This window comes from Trichococcus sp., assembly GCF_049684335.1.
Classification (GTDB): domain Bacteria; phylum Bacillota; class Bacilli; order Lactobacillales; family Aerococcaceae; genus Trichococcus.
The window spans coordinates 37,414-58,919 of the sequence record NZ_JBAVFV010000045.1 but is presented as its reverse complement, the minus strand read 5'-3'; the positions used below and the strand labels follow the sequence as shown (position 1 = coordinate 58,919).

The following is a 21,506-nucleotide window of genomic DNA, read 5'->3' as shown; positions in this document are numbered from 1 at the left end:
CTTTTACTTTTTATGAAGAACTGTAATTATGCAGAAGGACTAAATAATTTCAAAAGTCTGCCGATTAAGATAAGAATACCAGAATCATAAATAGTATGAATCATATACCAAAAAATTGATGGGAGTCACATCATGAAAAAATTTATCGTGTTTATCTGTAACCAACAGCAATTCGCCATTCCAATTGAAATCATTGAGAAAATATTACCATTAGGAAAGCTAACACTAATTCCGGAAGCTTCACCATACGTCAGTGGTGTTATCCAATACGCTGAGACCACAATGCCTATCATCGATTTGAGCAAGCGGCTCTTCGATAACGATATGGAGATTACGGAACACTCCAAAATCATTGTGGTGTCGGACAAAGAACTGAGATTTGGAATTGCAGTGGACAGTGTCGTTTCAGTCAGTGAATTCGATGAAGAACTTCCGACCGTAAACGGCAGTCTCGAAAATAAAGTCCAATATATCGAGCACCTATTCAAGACTGATACAGACATCATCATCCATATCGACATCAATGCTTTATTCCATTCTGATGGCATGCAAGAGTTAGCTGCGTTAAATGGATAACGGGTTAAGTTCAAAAAGGGGTTGATTACGTACTTTGGAGAAGGAACTAAAGGTCGGGATTTCTGATTACAAGATCGGGGAAGCACCACAGTCCTTATTTACCATCGGACTAGGGTCATGTGTAGGCATAGCGATTTATGATCCAACCACGCGCGTAGGCGGATTAAGTCATATTATGCTCCCGGACAGCAGTATGTTCAATGGGGAAAAAAAAATCGAAAAGTTTGCTGATTTGGCCATTCCGCATATGGTTTCGGAACTTGCCAAAAAAACACCAAAAAGAAGGTTAGTTGCGAAAATAGCTGGGGGCTCAAGCATGTTCAAAAACTCTTTGAATACACCTCAAGCGAATATCGGGTTACGCAACGTAGCGGCTGTTGAAACCATTCTTAAACAACAAGGAATCCCTATTCTGGCAAATCATACGGGAGGCTCAATGGGTAGATCTATGTTCTTCGACCTTCACACGCTGGAAGTGAAAGTTAGGATGGGGAATCGAGAAGTTTTTGATTTATGACGTTCAACGGGGGAACAGTAATGGAAATAAACATCTTATTAGTGGATGACTCAGCATTCATGCGGCAGATATTAAAAGAGAAAATATCGGAAATTGATGGGCTGAATGTTGTCGCAACAGCAAGGAATAGCCAAGAAGCTTTTCAAAAAATAAAACAGTTTAATCCGGATCTGATCACGTTGGACATTGAAATGCCGGGAATGAATGGTCTGGAGACATTGAAGGTCATCAAAGCGAGTTACGATATACCCGTGATGATGATGAGCTCCCTGAGCGGCAAAGAAATTACGATTGAAGCGTTGGAAGCTGGAGCGATTGATTTTATCGAAAAGCCTGCAGACATCAGGAATCAAGGGGAGTCTTTTAAAAAACAAATTGAGTTTGTCATGAAACAGTTCTTCAACAGAACCCAAGAAATGACCGCTCTCCGGATCAATGATGAGGGATCGATCCCAGCTAAATCCCGCCCAAATGCAGTGCGGGCTTTAGTGATAGGGGCATCAACCGGCGGGCCAAGGGCGCTTTTGCAAGTGATGAAGGACTTGCCGGAAGGGATCAATGTGCCCATTTTTATAGTGCAGCATATGCCAAAGGGGTTCACTGCATCATTTACGCAACGCATGGACGCGGTTTCGCCAGTAAAGGTAATTGAGGCTTACGACGGCATGCCGGTTGAGGGTGGAAAAGCCTATGTAGCACCGGGAGACTATCATATGACGGTGAAAAATCGCCGTATCCAACTGTCTCAAGCCGATAAAATTCATGGTGTGAGGCCAGCTGTCGACCATCTTTTCAGCTCAGCATCCGAAAGTTACGGGAGCCGCCTGATCGGGGTTGTGCTTACCGGTATGGGTAAAGACGGTACGGAAGGTCTAAAGAAAATAAAGACTAATGGAGGATATACCTTCGCTCAGGACAAAGAGTCTTCCTTGGTTTTTGGCATGCCCGGCAATGCCATCCAGAATAAGGTGATCGACGAAGTAGTCAATCTGGAAGAATTGACAGATGCGCTAAACCAAGTACTAGGCGGGAGGAACTAAATGTTGGACTTTAACTGGTTTTATGCTTGGTCAGAAAAAACGTTGCATTTGAATTTGATAGCCTACAAAGAAGGGCAATTACAAAGACGGATTGAGACGATCATGAAAAAATCCGGAGCAACCGATTTGAAGCAATTTGCCAAAATGATTGAAACCGATGAAAATATAAAAAAGAGTTTTTTGGATTACATCACAATCAACGTGACGGAATTCTATCGCAACAAGGAAATATTTGAGGAATTTGAAGAAGTCTTCATCAATAGACTTTCCTCGAAATTCAAAGCCTTGAAAGTATGGAGTGCAGCCTGTTCGACGGGAGCGGAGGCTTATTCGATCGCTATGATTCTGAAAAAAAATAAGCTGACTGCGAACAGCAAGATAATCGCCACAGATATAGACGAAACCATTTTGTCAAAAGCTAAGGCTGGAACGTACTCCAAATTGGAAGTACAGAACGTTCCCCCCATGGAAAAAAGACTCTATTTTACCGAGCAGAACAACCGGTATGTGTTGTCGGATGACATCAAAAAAACGGTTCATTTCAAAAAACATGATTTGATTCTGGATCCCTACGAAAAAGGCTACCATGCCATTATCTGCAGAAATGTCACAATCTATTTCAAGAATGAAGTAAAAGAAAAAATATACCGAAATATCGCGGATTCGTTAGTACCCGGGGGATTGTTCTTTATAGGGGCTACGGAGTCTGTATACAAACCTGAACAATACGGATTAAAAAAAGTAGCTGCATTTTTATATGAAAAGATGTAAATAAGCAAATCAGAGGACTACGAGAGGAAGGCTGTGATTCAATGGACGATAATAGTAAGTACAGGGAACTCTTCTTTGAAGAAACGGATGAACATCTGCAAAATTTGAATGATCAAGTGATGGAACTGGAAAATGATCCGGAAAAAGTAAGTATTTTGGATGAGATTTTCCGTTCAGCGCACACACTTAAAGGCATGGCGGCTACTATGGGCTATACAACCATGGCGGAATTGACGCACAAAATGGAAAACGTGTTTGAATTGCTCAAAACGGGCAAGCTAGCTGCAGATGAAGGGATCGTTACGTTGATCTTCGATTGTCTTGATATGCTCTCCGCCATTGTAGAAGATCTGAGAACTGGGAATGAAGGGGAGCTAGATACTGCAACGCTCAAAAATAAATTGGACAATCTTTTGGCAATCAAAAAAGCAGAACCAAAGGATGAGGCAGTCAGCGAACCCACTTTAAACAAGATGATAATTGATGATTCAAATTTTGCATTGGAAAAACTTGATTCATCAGATATTTCGGTCATCCGCGATGCCCACGAGAAAAACTACCATGCATTATTTATCAAGGTCAGGCTCGATGAGACCAGCATGATGAAGAATGCCAGAGTTTATGTGGTCATCAATAAACTGGAGAAGAACGGAGATATTCTTTATTCCGATCCCGATGTTGTGACGATGGAAAATGAAGATTTTGGGAATGAGTTCACCATCGTCTACCTGACTAAGACAGAAAAAACGGCTGTCAAAGAACAGATTCTGGAAACCAGTGAAATAGAAGGCGTAGTCATTCACGAAATAACGGCAGAGGACCTCAACGCAGAGAATGCTGTCGTCGAAGCAGTACTTCATCCAGAAGCAGATGAACACAATGCAGAGACAGAAATAAAAGCAACAATTATAGCTAAGCAGAAACAAGCCCCGAATCATAGTAACTCGATGAATCAGTCGATAAGGGTTGATATCGAAAAATTGGATTCCTTTATGAATCTTGTGTCGGAATTGGTCATCTATCGTACACGTTTGGAAGAAATCAACGAGGATCTACAAAGGTCCGAACTGCGGGAGCCATTGGAACAAGTTAGCCGGATTGCGACGGATCTCCAGGAATTGGTGCTCAAAATCCGCATGCAGCCCCTCAGTGTTGTCACGAATCGGTTCGGCAGAATGATCCGTGATTTGAGCAACGAGCTTGAAAAAGATATTGATTTGGTTATCGAAGGCGATGATACGGAATTGGATAAGACAGTCGTATCAGAACTGGGTGAACCGCTCATCCATCTTTTGAGGAATGCTGTGGACCACGGAGTAGAAACGCCTGAAGCCAGAACCGCAAAAGGGAAGAACCCAAAAGGGACGATCCGGATAACGGCATACCAGGAAGGGAACAGAGTGTTCTTGACAGTTTCCGATGATGGCAAAGGGGTGAATCCATCAGTCATCAAAGAAAGTGCTGCCCGAAAAGGGATCGAAACCGACCATTTATCCGATAAGGAAATCCAACAATTGATTTTCCATCCGGGCTTCTCCACTGCAAAAAATGTGACCAACATTTCCGGACGGGGCGTTGGCATGGATGTTGTGAAGCAGAAAATCAATGAGCTGGGCGGTACGATTGAGATCATCAGTGAAGTCGATAAAGGAACCGCCTTCCGGATGAGTTTGCCGCTGACGTTGTCGATCATCCAAGCATTGCTTGTTACGGTTGGAACGGAGCAGTTTGCGCTGCCGCTGGGGGTTGTCAGAAAAGTGATTCGTCCTGAACCGGAAGAGATTGTCCAGACGCACACCGGTGAGGTATACTATTTTGAAGACGAGACGATTCCGGTCGTCCGCCTGCAGGATAGTTTGGATATTCATACCGGAGTGGAAGAGAAACCTTATCTGATAATCGTAAAAATTGATGAGCGTCTGTACGCTTTAGCAGTGGATAATCTGATTCGGCAACAGGAAATTGTCATTAAAGAACTAGGCCAAGAGCTGAAAAATATCAACAAGTACTTGGGAGCCACCATTATGGGGAACGGGAATATCATCTTGATTTTGGATATCACCGCAGTATGCAACGAAAGAAATGTGGCTGTCTATGTATAAAGATTATACAGAGATGCAATTAGACATCATAACCGAGTTTTTTTCGATAGGTGGAGGCAATGCAGCGACAAGTCTATCACAGTTGATCAATCACCCTGTCGTAATGACGGTACCGTTAGTGGAAACGATGGACTATTCCGAATTGTTTGAAGGGATCATGTCCGACGAGAGCAGCGTGAATGCTGCCATTACGATGATTCATGGAGAACTGGAAGGCGCGTTTTTGTTTGTGATCAGGGATGATGAAGCCGACAAACTGGTGTCTTTGATGCTGGGTGAGACACAGGGTGATCATGAAATGGCCGCGTCCGCTTTTATCGAACTGGTCAATATTATCGTCAACACCTTTTTGAATGCAATCTCGCAAGTGTTTGATGTGACCGTGACGACAGGCATCCCCTTCATGATAGAAGACATGTTTGGCGCGATCATCAGCAGTATCTACATGGAGCAAGGTGTTTATGAAGAAAATCTTTTCATCATAAAGAATGAATTTTCTTATTTGGGAGAACGCCTGGATGCATCCTTGTATTTTATCCCAAAGCAAGGCGTTTTAGATGAATTATTAAATGGAATCACAACTGAAAAGGAGAATTGATTATGGCAAAAAGTGTAATGATTGTTGATGATGCAGCATTTATGAGGATGAAACTGAAGGATATTCTGGAAAAGAATGGATACAGTGTCGTAGCAGAAGCACAGAATGGCATTGAAGCTATCGAAAAATACAAAGAAGTTCGTCCTGAGATTGTAACGATGGACATTACGATGCCGGAAATGGACGGGATTGAGGCATTAAAAGGAATCAAGGTGATTGATGCAAACGCGAAAGTGGTTATGTGCAGCGCCATGGGACAACAAGGTATGGTAATGGATGCCATTCGAGCAGGGGCTGCGGACTTTATCGTAAAGCCTTTCGATACAGATCGCGTCATCAAAGCATTGGATAAAGTCATTTGATCAGGAGGGCAACATGCAAATAATCGTCTTTACTTTAAAAGAAAAGTATTATGCTATACCTACTGAAGATGTCGAAGAAATAGTCAAGGAAATGCCTTCTACTCATGTGCCGAAAGCCCCTTACTGGGTGGAAGGATTGATCAATATCAGAGGGAATGCCATCACTTTGATTAATTTGTATAAATTACTTAGTAAAACTAGTGAAACAGAAGAACTGTGTTACAATAGTATCATCATTTTGAAGAACAACGATAAAAAAGTTGCTTTTGCGGTGGACTCTGTTGAATCTGTCTCGGAAATTGATTCACACGATATACAAATGACTGACTACACGAATGCAAAGGAAGTAGCAGGCATCATCAGATTAAACAACAAAATGATCAGTTTAATAAGTATGGAAGCATTATTTTCTATAAATGAGGGGTAAGCGTGAGTAAAGTTCTATCTCAACAGGAAATAGATTTGTTGATGGAAAGTGTGAAAAGTGGAGAAATTGACACTGAACTAGTAGAGGTAGCGGAGCCCGTTAAGATTAAGACATATGATTTCAGAAGGCCGGCCCGGCTTTCGAAAGAATATATGACGACTCTAACGATGTTGCTCGAAGAATATGCTAAGATTGCAAGTAACTTAATAACAACTCAAGTACGTTCAAATGTGTCGCTGCGAGTTGCTTCGATCGAACAAATCAGTTTTGATGAGTTTTTGCATTCTATTCCTTACTTTACTTTGATGGGTCTATTCCGATCAGAACCACAAGAAGGTATGCAGATTGTCGAGATTAATTCTCAAGTTTGTCTGCAGTTATTGCAATTGTTATGCGGCAGCCCGGATACAAGACTATCTGATTCAGGAAACGGCAAAGACAGCTTTACAGATATCGAGATCGCCATTTTGGAAGAAGTGGTCGGCAATTTTGGGCACGCGTTACAGTTAGCTTTCAGAGATATCGTAGAGTTGAACGTTAAAATGGAATCAATGGAAACGAATGCACAGCTGCTGCAGTCGATGTCACCCAATGAACCTGTCATCATGACTACGTTCATCATTGAATTATTGGAGGACCAGACATTCATAAATCTGTGCATTCCGTATGTTTTTTTTGAGAGCATGTTGGACAAATTGAGTTTTCGCAATTGGTTCCATTCAGGCCGTATGACGGATCCTTCAGACAAAGACAACTTGACTAAAAATCTCCAATCTGTTCCGGTGTCCGTAGAGGTTTTGCTTGGGAAGACGAACGTATCGATGGATAGTTTTTTACAATTAGAGTTGGGTGATATCATCACCTTGGATAAACCCACACATGAGCCATTGGTCATGTCCATCGAGAATATGCCAAGTTATTTGGTGAAACCTGGTGTACTGGGAAACAAAATGGCGGTTGAGGTATTACACTATATCGGAGGAGACATGGATTAAATGAGCACGGAAAAACTAACACAAGAAGAAATCGATCGCATGATGAGTGAATTAACCCAAACGCCAGTTGCCACATCCACAACCATCAGCCAAATGGAGAGCGATATCATCGGGGAAGTCGGGAACATCTCTATGTCCCAAGCGGCTACGACCTTGTCCGAAATTTTAGGTCATAAAGTATACATCACAACGCCCAAAGTATCCGTCAAAAGTATCCGTCAGGTGTTAGATGCTGCAGTTAAGCCTAAAATTGTTACCTCAATCGGATTCAAAAAAGGTTTGACAGGGAATAATCTCTTGTTGATGGATGCGCAGGACTCAGTGATTATTGCCAATTTGATGATGGGCGGAGACGGCCAAGTAACCAGTTCGGAATTAACGGAATTGGAACTGAGTGCGGTCGGTGAAGCAATGAACCAGATGATGGGTTCTTCCGCAACGGCCATGGCGACCATGCTGGGGAAAATGATCGATATTTTGCCTCCAGAAGTTCATTTGATTAATGATAAAGACAACTTGAATGTCGACATAGGTATTGGAAACTTGCATTCGGATGTATGCCTAATTGCTTTCCAATTGGAAGTTGAAGGCATTCTGCAGAGTGAAATCATGCAAGTGTTCACGATGGATGCCGTCAAAGAAATCTCCGAAATCATGTTGGCGGATCAAGGAGAAGTGCTTGCGCCAGTGGAACGAAAGCAAGAAGAGCGTCGCCCACAGCCTCCTTTGCAGGCTGAAGCTGATGTGGTTCCGATTCAAAAACCAGCTTTTCAGGAATTGCATAAATCCGATAAACAACATCTTCCGCAAAATTTGGAGCTGATATTGGATGTTCCGTTGGAATTCAGTGTGATGCTGGGAGAAAGCAAGAAAACGATCAAAGATATCCTTTCGTTAGGTACAGGCTCCGTTGTGGAACTGAACAAACTGACGGAAGAACCTTTGAGCATCTATGTGAACGGTAAGCGGATCGCTGAAGGCGAAGTTGTAGTCATCAATGAAAACTTTGGTATCCGCATCACAAACATTCTGAGCAAGGAAAAACGCATCGCAACGTTATAGAAAGTAGCGCCTTTGGAAAGAGGCGCTGCTTTCTTTCTTTTTTATCAATCATTCCTTGGGCTTTTTCTGGATTTTGACTTAACTTTTCAGGAAAGAGGTCGACAATAGTGATGTGGATACAATAAGATAGATACATACTAACCAGTAAAAAGGAGTGAGTTGCATGAAAATCGGCAACGGCTATAACAGTTACCTTAAAGCGATCCAAAAGGACACATCACATAAAGAAACAATCAAGGCTGAACCGCTTAAACCAAGAGCAAATGAGGCGGCGGCAAAAGTCGAGATTTCAGAAGAAGCGAAGCGCTTAGCTGAAAAGTCAATCGATAGCGCCCCTAGCGCCAAAGCCCAAGAGATAAAAGCAGCCATCCAAAACGGTACATATAAAGTGAGTGCCGAAAAAATTGCTGCAAACATGATGAAAGCAATGGAAGAACAAGGAGCTGGCTCGGAATGATGGAAACGAGACAACAGGGCTTATCTTTATTGATGGATCTCAAAGAAACCTTGAAACGTGAAAAGGAAGCCTTGATGGCAAATGATAGTGCTGCATTCGAAAACATTGTCACCGAAAAACAAGCTTTTTTATTTCATTTGGAGGAAGCGTCCTTTGAAGGCTGCAACCGTGTTGTCATCGAAAGGGAAGTAAGCGAAATAAAGGAACTGCAGGAATGCAACGTGTTATTGACAAGACAAGCAATCAGTTATCATGACAGCATTTTGCATGCTTTATCGGTTGGGATGGAAAAAAGCTCCCGGACATACTCCAAGAAAGGACAACTGTCCCCTTCCAAAAATGCAGGGCTGTTCAATCAATCAGTGTAAGGAAAGGAGGTTATCATGGCAGGGTTATTTGGCATATTAAATGCAGGAACGAACGGCATGAGCGCAGCTCAGGCGGCAATGCAGACAACAAGCAACAACATTTCAAATGCCAATACGGATGGCTACTCCAGACAACGGGTGAATTTGGTTGCCAGCAACCCTTATACGCTTTCCGGCGTTGGCCAACTCGGCACAGGCGTGCGCATGGAATCCGTCACACGGATCGTTGACGATTATCTGGTGAAGCAATCTTTCACAGAAAATGCTTCCTTGGAAAAATTCACGCAGAAAGCAGATGTATTAGGCCAATTGGAGTCGGTTTTCAACGAGCCTTCCGAAACGGGTTTGAACAATAAACTGACCGAATTTTATGAATCATGGAAATACTTGGGCAACAATCCCGAATTGACCACCTCCAAAACGATGGTCAGCCAACAGGCGCAGACGCTGACAGATACGGTCTCGCATATGGGCGCGCAATTGGACAGCCTTCAGGAAGGAACTATTCAGGCGATCTCAAAGAAGGTCTTGGACTTTAACACGAAAATCGAGCAATTGGAATCAATCAACACGCAAATTTTCTCTGTTGTCACAAAAGGTGAAATGCCGAATACATTATTGGATCAACGGGATCAATTGGTGGGGGAACTCTCAGGAATCACCTCGGTGGAAGTGAAGACGGATGCTTACCAACGGACGTTCATCAGCATTGATGGTGAAGAAATTCTTGGAGCAAATAAGCGCCAAGTGTTGAGTGTAGCAATCGGCGATACTTCCGGAGACGGCACGCGCATCTCGACCAACGGCAGTACCTCGAAAACGGTCGAATCATCCGAAGCTTTCCCAGCCGGAACGTTGTTGCTGCAGAAAACTGCTGAAGACGGGTCTGCCCAGTTTACGGAGCTATCCAGCAAGAGCGGCCACATCAGCGGTTCCCAAGAAGCACTGGTCGAAATCGACCGGGGCATCCAGGAACTGAACCAACTGGTCTCGACTGTGGCAAAAGCGGTCAATTTGATTCATAGCGACAATGGAACCGGGATTCCCTTTTTTGATTTGGGCGATAATCCGGATAAGGTCATTTCCAACTTCAAAGTGAATGCCGCCATCACGGAAGACCCAAGCAAGATTGTTTCAGGCAAATCGCTAACGGGCCAGATAGCCGGTGACGGCACCCGGGCGCGCGCCATTGCCGACATCCAATCAGCCGCGCTCAGCTACGCTTCGGAAGAGCCGCTCGCATTTGATGCGGACACGATGAAGATTACAGCGCAGCCCAATGGCACGACTACGGCGGATGCGTACAATGATATCATCACCCGAGTGGGGATTTCGAAGCAACAGGCCGACTTCATGATGGAAAACCAAAATGAAGTGGTTTCTTTCCTGGAGCAAAGAAAGAGTTCCATTTCCGGTGTTTCCATCAACGAAGAGGTTGTGAACATCATGAAATTCCAAAGTGCATTTCAGGCGAACGCTAAGGTGTTGGCCGTCACCTCCGAGATGTTGGACACTTTAATCAATCGGATGGGGGTATAAAACATGCGCATTACAGATAGAATAACTTCAACGAACATGATCCAAAGCATTAACCGAAGCCAAGGCAAGTTGGAAAAATACAACAACCAATTGTCTTCGATGAAGGAAATCAGCAAACCATCCGACGATCCTCTTAGAGCTTCGCAGATCATGAATTTAAACAACAGCTTGATCCAGAATGAGGAGTTTTCCGTAACGATTGCGGACACTACCGACTGGACCAACATGCAGGATTCCGCGTTGGAAAATGCAACCAATTCACTGAGACGGATCACGACGCTGATCCAGTCGGCTTCCACTGGAACGATGTCGGATTCGGACCGCCAGGCTATCAAAGCCGAAATGGAAACCGAAATCAGCACAATGGTCGACTCGCTGAACACTAATTTCGGCGGCAAGTATGTCTTCTCCGGTATGAACACAACTACGAAACCATTCGAAATCAGCCGGGATGCTGCTGGCGAAATGACCGGTATCCTTTATCAAGGAACGCAGGACGAGATGGATGCAGACGGAAACGTCATCCCAGTAAAAGCCGACTTATCCCGCACAATCGCGACAGGCGTGGATGTCTCGCTGAAGACGGATGGCAGACAGCTGATGAATGATCGGGGCACACCTGCAGAAAAAGATGATCTTGGCACGTTTCTTGCGGATGCACTGAAAGCTCTGGATGCGAATGATACAGAAGCCCTCTCAGGAAAATTGTTGGTGCGATCCAACGCGGAGACTGAAAATGTCGTCAATATGCGGACCGAAATCGGCGCCATCTCCAACCGGCTGAAATCTGCCCAAGAGCGGAACACTTCCGAAAATATCAATCTCAAGTCGATACGTTCTAATAAGCAAGATGTGGATTTGGCCGAGAAATATATGGAATTTACGATGGAAAAGCAGGCATTCCAAGCGGCTCTGTCCATGGGCACCAAAATTCTTCAAACCAATATTTTAGACTATCTTTAGATAGTCTTTTTTTTTTTTTTGAAATTTAGCAAAATAATGCTTAACTATTTCAGACCCGCTCCGATTATATAGATATAGGCAAGGCCTTAACAAAACGAACATACACTAGGAGGAAATACACATGAGAATCGGAACAAATACAGCAGCAATGAATACATATTCAAACTTGAAGTCGGCAAACGCTTCTAAAGCGGGCTCATTAGCAAAATTATCTTCAGGCTTACGTATTAATAAAGCCGGGGACGACGCAGCCGGGCTTGCAATTTCTGAAAAAATGAAAAACCAGGTGAGCGGATTGACGCAAGCAAGCCGCAACGCCCAGGACGGCATTTCCTTGATCCAAACAGCCGAAGGTGGTTTGAGTGAAACACATAGCATCCTGAACCGTATGCGCGATCTTACTGTACAAGCAGCGAATGATACCAATTCGACTGAAGATAGAACAGCCATCAAGACTGAAATTGATACATTGAATGCAGAAATTGATCGCATTTCTACAGACACTAAATTCAACGGTAAAGCACTTCTAGACGGAACAGCGGGTGATGTCAATATCCAAATCGGGGCCAATAAAGCCGATGCAGCGCTTACGTTGGATTTGGGTACTGATTTTGACTCTGCGGCTTTAACTTCAGCTACAGTAGATGTAACGACTGCAGCAGCAGCTAACACTTCATTAGACGCACTGGACGTTGCTATTCAAAAGGTATCCGATGCGCGTGCTACATTCGGCGCTCAACAAAACCGCTTGGACCACACAATCAATAACATTTCCACAACAAAAGAAAACTTGTCTGAAGCGAACTCACGCATCACGGATGTTGATATGGCTGAAGAAATGACTTCATTCACGAAGTCAAACATCTTGGCGCAAGCTGCAACTTCTATGTTGGCACAAGCGAACCAAATGCCACAATCTGTACTTTCTTTGTTACAATAATAAATTCCAATCAAAGGCCGGCCATGTGGCTGGCCTTTGATTGCTTTATGGGATAAAAAATACTATCATGTCGTTAAGCGGCACCGGACAGCTTCACTAATTAGACCATACTCTCAGTACAGAACGGAGTGAAATAATGAGCGTATCCAGCAATATCAATTTTTTGGGGTCCTATTCAGGGATCACTTCCGAATCAATCGATTCCTTGATTGCCGCGCAGTCCGGCAAATTGACCCAATACAATAACCAAAAAGAATCCCTAACCAAAGAAAAAACAGCCTGGTTTGATATCCAAACTCGATTGACCAATCTCAACACGAAAATGGATACCTTGATGGATCCAAAGAGCTTCTTTTCAAAAAAAACAACGAGTTCCGATGAAACAAAACTCGCGGTCAGTGCGGGAACCAATGCCGTCTCCGGCCAGTATGAAATCACGGTCGAGAGGTTGGCAACCGCATCTCGATTGACTTCCGGACAAATACTGACGACTGGACAAACAACCACTACAGCTTTAGGTTTCGAAGGTACGTTCAAACTGTCGAGTCAGGATACGAACGAAATAGGCTCAAGCGACCCGAAAACACTGAAGCAAGTGGATCTCACCATTGCCAATACGGATAGCTTAAAGGACGTCATCACCAAAATAAACGCCCAAACAAAAGACAGTGGTATTTCCGCTACCATCATCGATGGACGCTTGTCGCTTACCGATGCGCAGATGGGCGATCGCACGATTTCGGCGACAAGTACAACCGATTTGGCTGATAAACTGGCCTTAAACCCTGCCGCGACCGGAGCGGCTAAAGCCACATTAGCAACAGGAAACACAGCCAAAATTATCGTTAACAACATGATTACGTTGGAACGGAATACCAATACCATCACCGACTCGATCGAAGGCATGACGCTCAATCTGAAAGGGACCACAGCGGGCTCTTCAGTATCCGTATCGGTTGCGGATGACACAGACAACACCTTGAAGGTTGTGAAGGATTTTGTCGAGCAGTACAATTCCACTGTAAGTTTCGTCACGGAAAAATTGTCGGTCGGCAATCCCTCGTCCGAGACCAATGTGGCCGGCGCCCTTAGCGGCGACAGCACCTTAATGCGTCTGCAATCCAGCCTGAGACAAATGCTGACCGGCGGGGTGGCAATCCAAAAAACAAATCCTTCCGACACCAATGAAACACAGAAATACGATTTTATAGGTTCGCTCGGCATATCGATCGACCGCTATGGCAAAGCCAGCATCGACGAAACTAAATTGAAGGAAGTCATCACAAAGGAACCTGATCGGGTCGCCGGCTTCTTCAGCAGAAGCATCACGGTTGACGGGACCACCGAAAAGAAAAAAGTCGGCCTGGCCGAAAAGCTGCAGACTGTCGTAAACAGCTTTGTGGATTCCAAAGATGGCATGATCACTGCCAAAAATAAGACTTACGATAAAGCGATGGATAACATCGCCAAGAAAATAGAAGCATTCAATGTACGGATGGAAGCGCAGCGAGCGCGCTACGTCAAGACCTTTACGGCGTTAGACACGGCGATGATGCAAGCCGAGTCACAGATGTCCTATCTGTCTAGCCAGTTGACGAGTTCCAATGACTAATGATCACGGAGGAAAGAAGGTGTTGTGAAAGATGCAGAACGCAGATTTCGCTAAGCAAAGATTGGATGTTTTACTTGAAATGAAGCAATTATTTGATTCATGGGACGGCACAGCGACACACGGAATCAAAGTGATCGAAAAAAATAAAGCACATATCGCTTCTCTGCAAATATTGGATAGCTTTGAAGACATAAGTCCGCTTTCCAAACCGGAAAATGAAATACTCGTCAAGGTTATTCAAAAACAGAAATTAGTCATGTATACTTTAAGGAACAGCAAGGAAGAACTGCTTCAAAAAGCAAAAAAAGTGAATCAAAAAAGCCGCATCATCGAAAGCTATATAAACATAAAAAAAACGCCGGTTTTTGTTGATAGAGGCATGTGAATGGGAGAAAAAAATGTATAACAGAAATAAGCAGAATGTTTATCTGCAAAACCAAGTCATGACTGCAACGCCAAAGAAATTGATCATCCTGCTTTATGATGGCTGCATCAAATTCATGAATCTGGCGGAACGAGCGATCCTGGACAAGAAAATGGAAGATGCACATATTAATCTGATCAAGGCCCAGAACATCGTTATGGAACTCAAGGGAACATTGAATTTTGAAGACGGTGCAGCAATCGCTGAAGAACTTGATACGATTTATGGCCATCTCCATGCAGCACTGATAAAAGCGAACATCGACAAAGATGCGGAGCAAGTGAAAAAATGTTGCGGCATCATGCAGGATTTGAGAGTATCGTGGGTTGAAGTTTAATTAAAAATGATTGTAATAGAGGATGCCTCGTGCATGCTCTATTTTTTTGGGTGCGCCCGGCATGGGTGATAAGCTGGTCCCACCTTCTTGTCCCCATAGTACTATACGACTAATTGGATAGGATTGTATTTTTCTTCTTTATAATTTAATTAACAAACAATCTATATTTGAAACCGTCATTTTTGAGTTGAATTCCACACTTTTTTCATGTAGTGTATCGATAGAGAGAACCCCAATCTGATGTGATTGTGTTGTGGTGACTTAATCATGTCAGATTGGGGCTCTCTTCGCATGCCCACTGGTCCTTCGGAAAATATTAGGAATTATTTTTTTATACTTTCGTACTTTCCATCGAGAATAGGATTAAACCGCTGGCTATCCTAAATGTTTACGAACCATGGATTGAATAAAATTACGATGTTTAAATATTTGTAAAGTGGTGTATAATATATAAGGTTGATGAAAGTGTGAACAAATCAGTACGTAGAGCGGGGATAATGAATGAATGACATAAATTATAACTTGCTTAGAAATGCATTGAATGCATCCTCTATGCGGCAAGAGATTATTTCGAGTAACATCTCGAATGTTAATACAGACAATTATAAAGTGGGGCAGGTGCAATTTGAATCGCTTTTAAGTCAATCAAACAATAGTTTGATGATGGGACAAACGAACGCAATGCATATTGGCTTCGACGATTTGACCCAAATTGATCCGGTGGTGACAAAAAGAGCGGATACTGCTGTTAAAGAGAACGGAAACAATGTGGACATTGATATGGAGATGGCGAATCAAGCTCAAAACAGTTTGTACTACAACGCACTTGTCACGCAAATGAATGCAAAGTTGGGCCTTCTCAAGACTGCAATATCCAGCTGATAAATGAAAGGGGTTAAAAGAACGAATGTCCATTTTTGATTCTCTGCACATCAACTCAAGCGGCCTTAGTTTGGAACGGTTGAAGTTGGATGTCATTTCCACGAATATTGCGAATGTAAATACAACCCGAACGGAAGAAGGCGGTCCGTATTTGAAGAAGACGGTTTCTTTTGAGGAGAGCATGAAAAGGACAACGACTCCCGGATTGAATGGTTCGACCGAAAAGAGCTTCGGCGTGCGTCCGACTGCGATCGAATCGGATGAAACGGCAGTCGTGCGGGAATATGACCCGACGCATATAGATGCAGATGAAAATGGTTACGTCACCAAACCGAATGTGAATATGGCAGACGAGATGGTGGACATGATGCTGACGATGCGCACTTACGAAGCGAACGCTACTGCATTGGAAGCAAGTAAAGATATGCTGAAGCGAGCGTTGCAAATTTCAGCAGATTGATCAATAAATGAGTGAATGGAGTGTCACATGGCTATCAGTTTACCAGTATATAATTTAGGCAGCAATCTCACCAGCAGCACGCTCGCATCTGAAATCAGCTCATTAAGTGGAAAGACTGACATTCAGGACCAGAGCACTGCAGCATCGTTTGATAATCTTCTCGGTAAATCAATGACGATGCTGAATGAAACACAGAATGCCTCCGATGCGGCAACGCAAAGTCTGATCATGGGGGACAGTGAAAACCTGCATGATGTCATGATAAAGGCTACTGAAGCGCAGTTGGCTCTTGATCTAGCAGTCCAGGTCAGAAATAAAAGTTTGGAAGCTTTCAATGAAATCAAAAATATGCAATTTTAATGATAGGCAAGGGGAATAAGCAACATGAATCAATTGAAGAGCACAATGGAGGCGATTCGAGAAGGATGGCTTGGTCTCAGCACTCCAAAGAAAGCAGGGCTGATTACAGCGCTCCTTTCAATCTTTCTTCTTGTTTCAGGACTCTCTTATTATTCCCAACGCGTGGAATACACAACTTTATTTTCCGGTTTGGAAGAAGCGGATGCAGGCTTGATCGTCAATGATCTGGAAGCAAAAGCAATCTCTTATAAGCTTGAGGATAACGGGAGAACGATTCTGATTGATGACACACAACTTGATAAATATCGGATTCAATTGGCTGTCGATGGGATGATGCCGGAGACATCGACAGGTTTCGAAATTTTTGATGAGACGAGCATGATGGCGACGGATGAGGACCGCAACATCATGTACCAACGGGCGGTGACAGGGGAATTGGAACGTGCAATCACTTCTCTGCAATCCGTCGAGTCAGCCAAAGTCATCTTATCCATTCCGGAAGGAAGCGTATTTGGGACGGAACAACCGGAAGCCAGTGCATCCGTTGTGATCGCGACGAAGGGAAATCAACAGCTGTCTTCTGCCACTATTCAAGGGGTAGTCTCGTTGGTATCTGGTGCAGTAGAAAATTTACCGACCAACAACATAAAAATCGTCGACAAAAGTGGGAATATCCTAGGTGATGCGGCGATGGCAGGTTCGGATGATTACTCTCCTGAGTTGGTGACCCGATACAATGCGATCGTCACTAATTACGAGCAACAATTGCAACAGAAATTACTGACCGCACTCTCTCCAATTTATGGAATGGATAATCTTTCCATTGCTTTGAATGCCGAGATGGATTTTGATTCTCTGGAACAAGAAGTTGTCGATTATGGAGATGCTGCGATTCGAAGCCAGAATGTTGCAGCTACCGGAGGGACTATTGATGTGAATGAAGCGGCAGGTGAGACCGCAAATGATAACACGATAAACTCTGTCATCTCGGGAGAAGACGGAGGACAGTCATCCTACGAACAGACTATCAATAATGAATTGGATTCGACTACTTCCGTCAGAGTAAGTGCTCCGGGAACGATAACCAGATTAACCGTAACGGTGATATACAACGGCATCTTGACTACTGAACAACAGATTCAACTGGACAATATAACAAAAGCAACAATCGGGTTTGATGCAGGACGGAATGATCGTGTTGAAATCGAAGGCATACCATTTGTCACATCGGAAGATGCAGCAGAAGTAATCGTTGAAAATAAGACGGGATTTGCCTATTACCTAAAAGAATATGGTTTGTATATTGCGGCGGGCATAGGTGTGCTGTTGATCCTGGCTCTGATCGTTTTCATTTTCCGCAACAGCAAGGAAAAGAAATACCGCGCTTTTGATGAGGAAATGACTAATGCAAAGCGCGCTGTTGAAGAAAAAAGTATCCCTCAACCGCCTTCTGTGAACAATCAAGAGGATGATTTGTTTGATTTCACTCAAAATCCGAAGTTCCAGCGGGATGCAAAGGTGAAGGTTTATGCGAAAGAGAATCCGCAAATGGTCGCGGATATGATAAAAATATGGATGAAAGATAAGTAGGTGTTATATAAGTGAGCGATGTAGCTGGAATCAAGAAGGCAGCAATTTTGCTTATCTCATTAGGAACAGAAACCTCTGCAGAAATAATGCGGCAACTGCCTGAAAGTTATATTCAAAAAATAAGCTATGAGATAGCAAACATTGATTATGTCAATCCAGATGAAGTAGACGAAATCGCTACAGAGTTTTTGGAAATGGCTCAAGCGAGAGAATATGTCCTAGATGGCGGGGTAGAATATGCCCGTAATTTGTTGAACATGGCATTGGGTGCGCAGCGAGCAAAAGAAGTCATTGATATGCTGAATCAGATCCAATTACGGGAACGTCCTTTTGATATAGCAAGAAAAGCTGATCCGCAGCAGTTGACGAATTTGCTCCTGCATGAGCAGCCCCAGACAGTAGCCTTGATCCTTTGTTACATGCAGCCGGATAAAGCGGCGATGATTCTGTCCCAGTTTTCTATAGAAAAACAAGCAGAGATTGCGGAAAGAATCGGCACGATTACGCGCACAACGCCTGCAGTAATAGAAAAAATTGAAAAAGTGATTGAGACAAAATTCTCGAGCTTTGTGGATAATGAAACAGAATCAGTGGGTGGCGTCCATACGCTGGTTGAAATCCTCAACTCGGTTGGACGGAGCACGGAAAAGAATATCATCTCGATGCTGGAGGAGAAACAACCGGAACTGGCTAATGAAGTCAAAGCCAATCTATTTACGTTCGAAGATATTGTCGGCTTGGAACGTGGAGATGTCCAAAAAGTTCTGCGTGAAGTGGACAATGACCAATTGGCTCTGGCTCTCAAAGGCGTATCTGAAGACATCAAGCAATTTATTTTCCAAAATCTGTCCAGTCGTGCAGTCGAAACGCTGCAGGAAGAGCTGCAGTTTATGGGGCCGGCGCGCTTATCTGCTGTAGAAGAAGCGCAACAGAAGGTTGTCTCAGTCATTAGACGATTGGATGAAGTTGGCGAGATATACTTAAGAAGAGGTGAACAAGATGCCATCATCTCATAACATCATTAAGTCGCACCAATGGAAATCGGATGATACGACATCAGATATCGATACAAAATTATCCTTGAGTCAAAAAGCGGCATTGCTGTCCGCCAACAAAAAAGGGACGAATGAAAACCGACAAGCCGATGCCGTTAACCCATTCGCCGCTCAAACGGAGCAGATTGGACAGTTGCTGCTGGAAGCCCAGGAAGAACGACAAAGCATCATTGCCAAAGCCGTTGAAAAGGCAGACCTCATCAAGCACAAAGCAAACGAAGAAGGACTGCTGCAAGGGAAAGAAATGGGCATGCAAGAAGGCTTTCAGGCAGGGTATGAAAAAGGGCGGCAAGAGGGATTGGCGACAGTTTCCAAAATCCGCGTAAGCCTGCTGAATCAATTGAAAGAGACCGATACACTTGTATCGGCCTATTACAAAGAAAATAAAGAGGCGATTATCGAACTGGCTGCGCAGATGGCAGAACAAATCGTGCACCATTCGATTGACAGAGCGGATGAAACAATCATGCTTCTGCTTGATCCGATTTTAAAAAGAATGGAAAAGAACGAGCCATTCATTACGATTACGGTGCGTCCGGAAGATACTGGAATGGTCAAATTAAAAGTAACTGAACACGAAACGGATGAATTTACTGCGCGTTATGTCGTGTTGAGCGATGACTCATTGGAAAAGAATGGCTGCATCATTGAATGCAGTCGATCCATCATCGACTTGCAGATTAAAAAACAACTGGCTGCGATTGTCGCAGATTTGAATGTTCTGGGAGATACTAGCCATGTTTGAAATTCCTTTTGAAACGTACCATAAACAAATCAGAAAGAAAAAATTCTATCTAAAGATGGGCAAGGTGAGTCAAGTCACTGGACTGATCATCAGAGTAGAGGGTCTGGAAGCTTTTATTGGTGAAGTTTGCGAGATTCAGATCAGATCGACCGGGACCACAGTCTTGAGTGAAGTGGTCGGCTTTGTGGATGCAACCGTATTACTGATGCCACTTGATGAAATCGATGGAATAGGACCGGGCTGTTTGGTTCGTCCAACCGGAAAGACACTTCAAATTGAAGTCAGTGATGAACTGTTGGGCACCACACTGGATGGTTTGGGAAGACCGATGGATCAAACGAAACAACTGAATGGTGTTCCGTTCAAAGTGAACAGAAGCGCACCAGATCCATTCAGGCGCAATAGAATAGAGCAGGTCATACCTACCGGAATCAAAGCAATCGATGGGCTGCTTACAATCGGCGAAGGACAGCGGGTTGGTATTTTTGCGGGTAGTGGGGTCGGGAAAAGTACCCTTTTAGGGATGATTGCACGATACTGCGAAGCGGATGTCATTGTGATTGGCCTCATCGGAGAGCGTGGACGTGAAGTGTTGGAATTCATCGAAAAGGATTTGGGTGAAGAAGGCTACCGTAAATCGGTGGTCGTCTGCGCTACTTCAGATTCTCCACCGTTGGTCCGGTTAAAGGGTGCGTATGTTGCCACAGCGATAGCAGAGTACTACAGGGATCAAGGGAAAAAAGTTATTTTGATGATGGACTCCGTGACGCGTGTCGCCATGGCACAAAGGGAAATCGGATTGGCTACAGGGGAACCACCGACATCAAAAGGGTATACACCTTCCGTGTTCACCGTGCTTCCAAAGTTATTGGAGCGAAGCGGCATGTCCGAGCATGGCTCGATTACTGCCTTTTACACAGTATTGGTTGAAGGGGATGACATGAACGAGCCCATTGCAGATGCGGTTCGAGGGATTTTGGACGGCCACATCATCCTTTCGAGGAAAATTGCCGCAGAAAATCAATATCCGGCAATCGATGTCCAAAATAGTGTGAGTCGTTTGATGAAAGATATTGTTCCGGAATCCCATAGCCGTGCGGCCGGAATGCTGAAAGAGAATATGGCCATTTACGCAGAAGCGAAAGACTTGATCGACGTAGGTGCCTATCGGAAAGGGAGTAGCCCTGAAATTGATCGGGCTATTTCGCTTGCGCCCGTCATCAAAAATTTTTTGAGACAGCGTGTGGATGAACCGCATTCTCATGATGAGATTGTGACTACTTTACAAAATTTGTTCAAATGATCAGAAAAACAAGGTGATATA

At 43.8% G+C, this 21,506-nt stretch carries 25 protein-coding genes; all 25 read left to right on the top strand.

Going from position 1 to position 21,506, the window contains the following annotated elements; translation table 11 throughout:
• The first annotated feature begins 132 nt into the window (after nucleotides 1–132).
• The 25 genes from WBM30_RS08150 (at nucleotide 133) to fliI (ending at nucleotide 21,485) form a co-directional block, all read left to right on the top strand.
• Nucleotides 133–576: a chemotaxis protein CheW gene (locus WBM30_RS08150; protein WP_424900238.1), complete on the top strand. Its 444-nt coding sequence runs from the start codon at nucleotides 133–135 to the stop codon at nucleotides 574–576.
• Nucleotides 577–610: 34 nt separating this feature from the next.
• Complete coding sequence (locus tag WBM30_RS08145) at nucleotides 611–1,093, top strand: chemotaxis protein CheD (protein ID WP_424900237.1); 483 nt, start codon at nucleotides 611–613, stop codon at nucleotides 1,091–1,093.
• A gap of 20 nt (nucleotides 1,094–1,113) precedes the next feature.
• A complete protein-coding gene (locus WBM30_RS08140; RefSeq protein WP_424900236.1) occupies nucleotides 1,114–2,133 on the top strand; it encodes a protein-glutamate methylesterase/protein-glutamine glutaminase in 1,020 nt (339 codons plus the stop codon).
• Nucleotides 2,134–2,904 (top strand): CheR family methyltransferase, encoded by a 771-nt coding sequence (locus WBM30_RS08135; protein WP_424900235.1) that lies wholly within the window; start codon nucleotides 2,134–2,136, stop codon nucleotides 2,902–2,904.
• 41 nt (nucleotides 2,905–2,945) lie between these two features.
• Complete coding sequence (locus WBM30_RS08130) at nucleotides 2,946–5,006, top strand: chemotaxis protein CheW (RefSeq protein WP_424900234.1); 2,061 nt, start codon at nucleotides 2,946–2,948, stop codon at nucleotides 5,004–5,006.
• Nucleotides 4,999–5,604: a chemotaxis protein CheC gene (locus WBM30_RS08125; protein ID WP_424900233.1), complete on the top strand. Its 606-nt coding sequence runs from the start codon at nucleotides 4,999–5,001 to the stop codon at nucleotides 5,602–5,604. Before WBM30_RS08130 ends, WBM30_RS08125 begins: the two co-directional genes overlap by 8 nt.
• A gap of 2 nt (nucleotides 5,605–5,606) precedes the next feature.
• Nucleotides 5,607–5,966, top strand: coding sequence for a response regulator (locus WBM30_RS08120; protein WP_107995669.1), 360 nt, complete (start codon nucleotides 5,607–5,609; stop codon nucleotides 5,964–5,966).
• Nucleotides 5,967–5,979: 13 nt separating this feature from the next.
• On the top strand, nucleotides 5,980–6,393 hold the full coding sequence (locus WBM30_RS08115) for a chemotaxis protein CheW (protein WP_424900232.1): 414 nt from the start codon (nucleotides 5,980–5,982) through the stop codon (nucleotides 6,391–6,393).
• 2 nt (nucleotides 6,394–6,395) lie between these two features.
• Complete coding sequence (gene fliM, locus WBM30_RS08110) at nucleotides 6,396–7,388, top strand: flagellar motor switch protein FliM (RefSeq protein WP_424900231.1); 993 nt, start codon at nucleotides 6,396–6,398, stop codon at nucleotides 7,386–7,388.
• Nucleotides 7,389–8,450: a flagellar motor switch phosphatase FliY gene (gene fliY, locus WBM30_RS08105; RefSeq protein WP_424900230.1), complete on the top strand. Its 1,062-nt coding sequence runs from the start codon at nucleotides 7,389–7,391 to the stop codon at nucleotides 8,448–8,450. It abuts the gene before it with no gap.
• A 163-nt stretch (nucleotides 8,451–8,613) separates the two neighbouring features.
• Complete coding sequence (gene flgM / locus WBM30_RS08100) at nucleotides 8,614–8,907, top strand: flagellar biosynthesis anti-sigma factor FlgM (RefSeq protein WP_424900229.1); 294 nt, start codon at nucleotides 8,614–8,616, stop codon at nucleotides 8,905–8,907.
• Nucleotides 8,904–9,275, top strand: a complete 372-nt coding sequence (locus WBM30_RS08095; protein ID WP_424900228.1) for a hypothetical protein — start codon at nucleotides 8,904–8,906, stop codon at nucleotides 9,273–9,275. The genes flgM and WBM30_RS08095 overlap by 4 nt, the downstream gene beginning before the upstream one ends.
• A gap of 15 nt (nucleotides 9,276–9,290) precedes the next feature.
• Nucleotides 9,291–10,814 carry a flagellar hook-associated protein FlgK gene (gene flgK, locus WBM30_RS08090; protein WP_424900227.1) on the top strand — a complete coding sequence of 508 codons (1,524 nt, stop codon included), beginning with the start codon at nucleotides 9,291–9,293 and terminating at the stop codon, nucleotides 10,812–10,814.
• A gap of 3 nt (nucleotides 10,815–10,817) precedes the next feature.
• Nucleotides 10,818–11,777, top strand: a complete 960-nt coding sequence (gene flgL / locus WBM30_RS08085; RefSeq protein WP_424900226.1) for a flagellar hook-associated protein FlgL — start codon at nucleotides 10,818–10,820, stop codon at nucleotides 11,775–11,777.
• 121 nt (nucleotides 11,778–11,898) lie between these two features.
• Nucleotides 11,899–12,717 (top strand): flagellin, encoded by an 819-nt coding sequence (locus WBM30_RS08080; protein ID WP_424900225.1) that lies wholly within the window; start codon nucleotides 11,899–11,901, stop codon nucleotides 12,715–12,717.
• Between the two features lie 136 nt (nucleotides 12,718–12,853).
• Nucleotides 12,854–14,329 carry a flagellar filament capping protein FliD gene (gene fliD / locus WBM30_RS08075; RefSeq protein WP_424900224.1) on the top strand — a complete coding sequence of 492 codons (1,476 nt, stop codon included), beginning with the start codon at nucleotides 12,854–12,856 and terminating at the stop codon, nucleotides 14,327–14,329.
• 31 nt (nucleotides 14,330–14,360) lie between these two features.
• Entirely contained in the window at nucleotides 14,361–14,714 is a 354-nt protein-coding gene (locus tag WBM30_RS08070) for a hypothetical protein (RefSeq protein ID WP_424900223.1), read from the top strand.
• Nucleotides 14,715–14,727: 13 nt separating this feature from the next.
• On the top strand, nucleotides 14,728–15,090 hold the full coding sequence (fliS, locus tag WBM30_RS08065) for a flagellar export chaperone FliS (protein WP_424900222.1): 363 nt from the start codon (nucleotides 14,728–14,730) through the stop codon (nucleotides 15,088–15,090).
• Nucleotides 15,091–15,591: 501 nt separating this feature from the next.
• Nucleotides 15,592–15,972, top strand: a complete 381-nt coding sequence (flgB, locus tag WBM30_RS08060; protein WP_424900221.1) for a flagellar basal body rod protein FlgB — start codon at nucleotides 15,592–15,594, stop codon at nucleotides 15,970–15,972.
• A gap of 25 nt (nucleotides 15,973–15,997) precedes the next feature.
• Nucleotides 15,998–16,432 carry a flagellar basal body rod protein FlgC gene (gene flgC, locus WBM30_RS08055; RefSeq protein WP_424900220.1) on the top strand — a complete coding sequence of 145 codons (435 nt, stop codon included), beginning with the start codon at nucleotides 15,998–16,000 and terminating at the stop codon, nucleotides 16,430–16,432.
• A 27-nt stretch (nucleotides 16,433–16,459) separates the two neighbouring features.
• The gene (gene fliE / locus WBM30_RS08050; RefSeq protein ID WP_424900219.1) at nucleotides 16,460–16,792 is read left to right on the top strand and encodes a flagellar hook-basal body complex protein FliE; all 333 of its coding nucleotides are present in this window, start codon (nucleotides 16,460–16,462) and stop codon (nucleotides 16,790–16,792) included.
• A gap of 24 nt (nucleotides 16,793–16,816) precedes the next feature.
• A complete protein-coding gene (gene fliF, locus WBM30_RS08045; RefSeq protein WP_424900218.1) occupies nucleotides 16,817–18,382 on the top strand; it encodes a flagellar basal-body MS-ring/collar protein FliF in 1,566 nt (521 codons plus the stop codon).
• Nucleotides 18,383–18,393: 11 nt separating this feature from the next.
• The gene (gene fliG / locus WBM30_RS08040; protein ID WP_424900217.1) at nucleotides 18,394–19,398 is read left to right on the top strand and encodes a flagellar motor switch protein FliG; all 1,005 of its coding nucleotides are present in this window, start codon (nucleotides 18,394–18,396) and stop codon (nucleotides 19,396–19,398) included.
• Complete coding sequence (locus tag WBM30_RS08035; RefSeq protein WP_424900216.1) at nucleotides 19,382–20,182, top strand: FliH/SctL family protein; 801 nt, start codon at nucleotides 19,382–19,384, stop codon at nucleotides 20,180–20,182. The genes fliG and WBM30_RS08035 overlap by 17 nt, the downstream gene beginning before the upstream one ends.
• On the top strand, nucleotides 20,175–21,485 hold the full coding sequence (gene fliI / locus WBM30_RS08030) for a flagellar protein export ATPase FliI (protein ID WP_424900215.1): 1,311 nt from the start codon (nucleotides 20,175–20,177) through the stop codon (nucleotides 21,483–21,485). The genes WBM30_RS08035 and fliI overlap by 8 nt, the downstream gene beginning before the upstream one ends.
• Nucleotides 21,486–21,506 lie beyond the last annotated feature (21 nt).

Coding starts and splice junctions, on each gene's coding strand:
- WBM30_RS08150 (WP_424900238.1), top strand. CDS start 133: ATGAAAAAATTTATCGTGTTTATCTGTAACCAACAGCAATTCGCCATT.
- WBM30_RS08140 (WP_424900236.1), top strand. CDS start 1,114: ATGGAAATAAACATCTTATTAGTGGATGACTCAGCATTCATGCGGCAG.
- WBM30_RS08135 (WP_424900235.1), top strand. CDS start 2,134: ATGTTGGACTTTAACTGGTTTTATGCTTGGTCAGAAAAAACGTTGCAT.
- WBM30_RS08130 (WP_424900234.1), top strand. CDS start 2,946: ATGGACGATAATAGTAAGTACAGGGAACTCTTCTTTGAAGAAACGGAT.
- WBM30_RS08125 (WP_424900233.1), top strand. CDS start 4,999: ATGTATAAAGATTATACAGAGATGCAATTAGACATCATAACCGAGTTT.
- WBM30_RS08120 (WP_107995669.1), top strand. CDS start 5,607: ATGGCAAAAAGTGTAATGATTGTTGATGATGCAGCATTTATGAGGATG.
- WBM30_RS08115 (WP_424900232.1), top strand. CDS start 5,980: ATGCAAATAATCGTCTTTACTTTAAAAGAAAAGTATTATGCTATACCT.
- fliY (WP_424900230.1), top strand. CDS start 7,389: ATGAGCACGGAAAAACTAACACAAGAAGAAATCGATCGCATGATGAGT.
- flgM (WP_424900229.1), top strand. CDS start 8,614: ATGAAAATCGGCAACGGCTATAACAGTTACCTTAAAGCGATCCAAAAG.
- WBM30_RS08095 (WP_424900228.1), top strand. CDS start 8,904: ATGATGGAAACGAGACAACAGGGCTTATCTTTATTGATGGATCTCAAA.
- flgK (WP_424900227.1), top strand. CDS start 9,291: ATGGCAGGGTTATTTGGCATATTAAATGCAGGAACGAACGGCATGAGC.
- flgL (WP_424900226.1), top strand. CDS start 10,818: ATGCGCATTACAGATAGAATAACTTCAACGAACATGATCCAAAGCATT.
- WBM30_RS08080 (WP_424900225.1), top strand. CDS start 11,899: ATGAGAATCGGAACAAATACAGCAGCAATGAATACATATTCAAACTTG.
- fliD (WP_424900224.1), top strand. CDS start 12,854: ATGAGCGTATCCAGCAATATCAATTTTTTGGGGTCCTATTCAGGGATC.
- WBM30_RS08070 (WP_424900223.1), top strand. CDS start 14,361: ATGCAGAACGCAGATTTCGCTAAGCAAAGATTGGATGTTTTACTTGAA.
- fliS (WP_424900222.1), top strand. CDS start 14,728: ATGTATAACAGAAATAAGCAGAATGTTTATCTGCAAAACCAAGTCATG.
- flgB (WP_424900221.1), top strand. CDS start 15,592: ATGAATGACATAAATTATAACTTGCTTAGAAATGCATTGAATGCATCC.
- flgC (WP_424900220.1), top strand. CDS start 15,998: ATGTCCATTTTTGATTCTCTGCACATCAACTCAAGCGGCCTTAGTTTG.
- fliE (WP_424900219.1), top strand. CDS start 16,460: ATGGCTATCAGTTTACCAGTATATAATTTAGGCAGCAATCTCACCAGC.
- fliF (WP_424900218.1), top strand. CDS start 16,817: ATGAATCAATTGAAGAGCACAATGGAGGCGATTCGAGAAGGATGGCTT.
- WBM30_RS08035 (WP_424900216.1), top strand. CDS start 19,382: ATGCCATCATCTCATAACATCATTAAGTCGCACCAATGGAAATCGGAT.
- fliI (WP_424900215.1), top strand. CDS start 20,175: ATGTTTGAAATTCCTTTTGAAACGTACCATAAACAAATCAGAAAGAAA.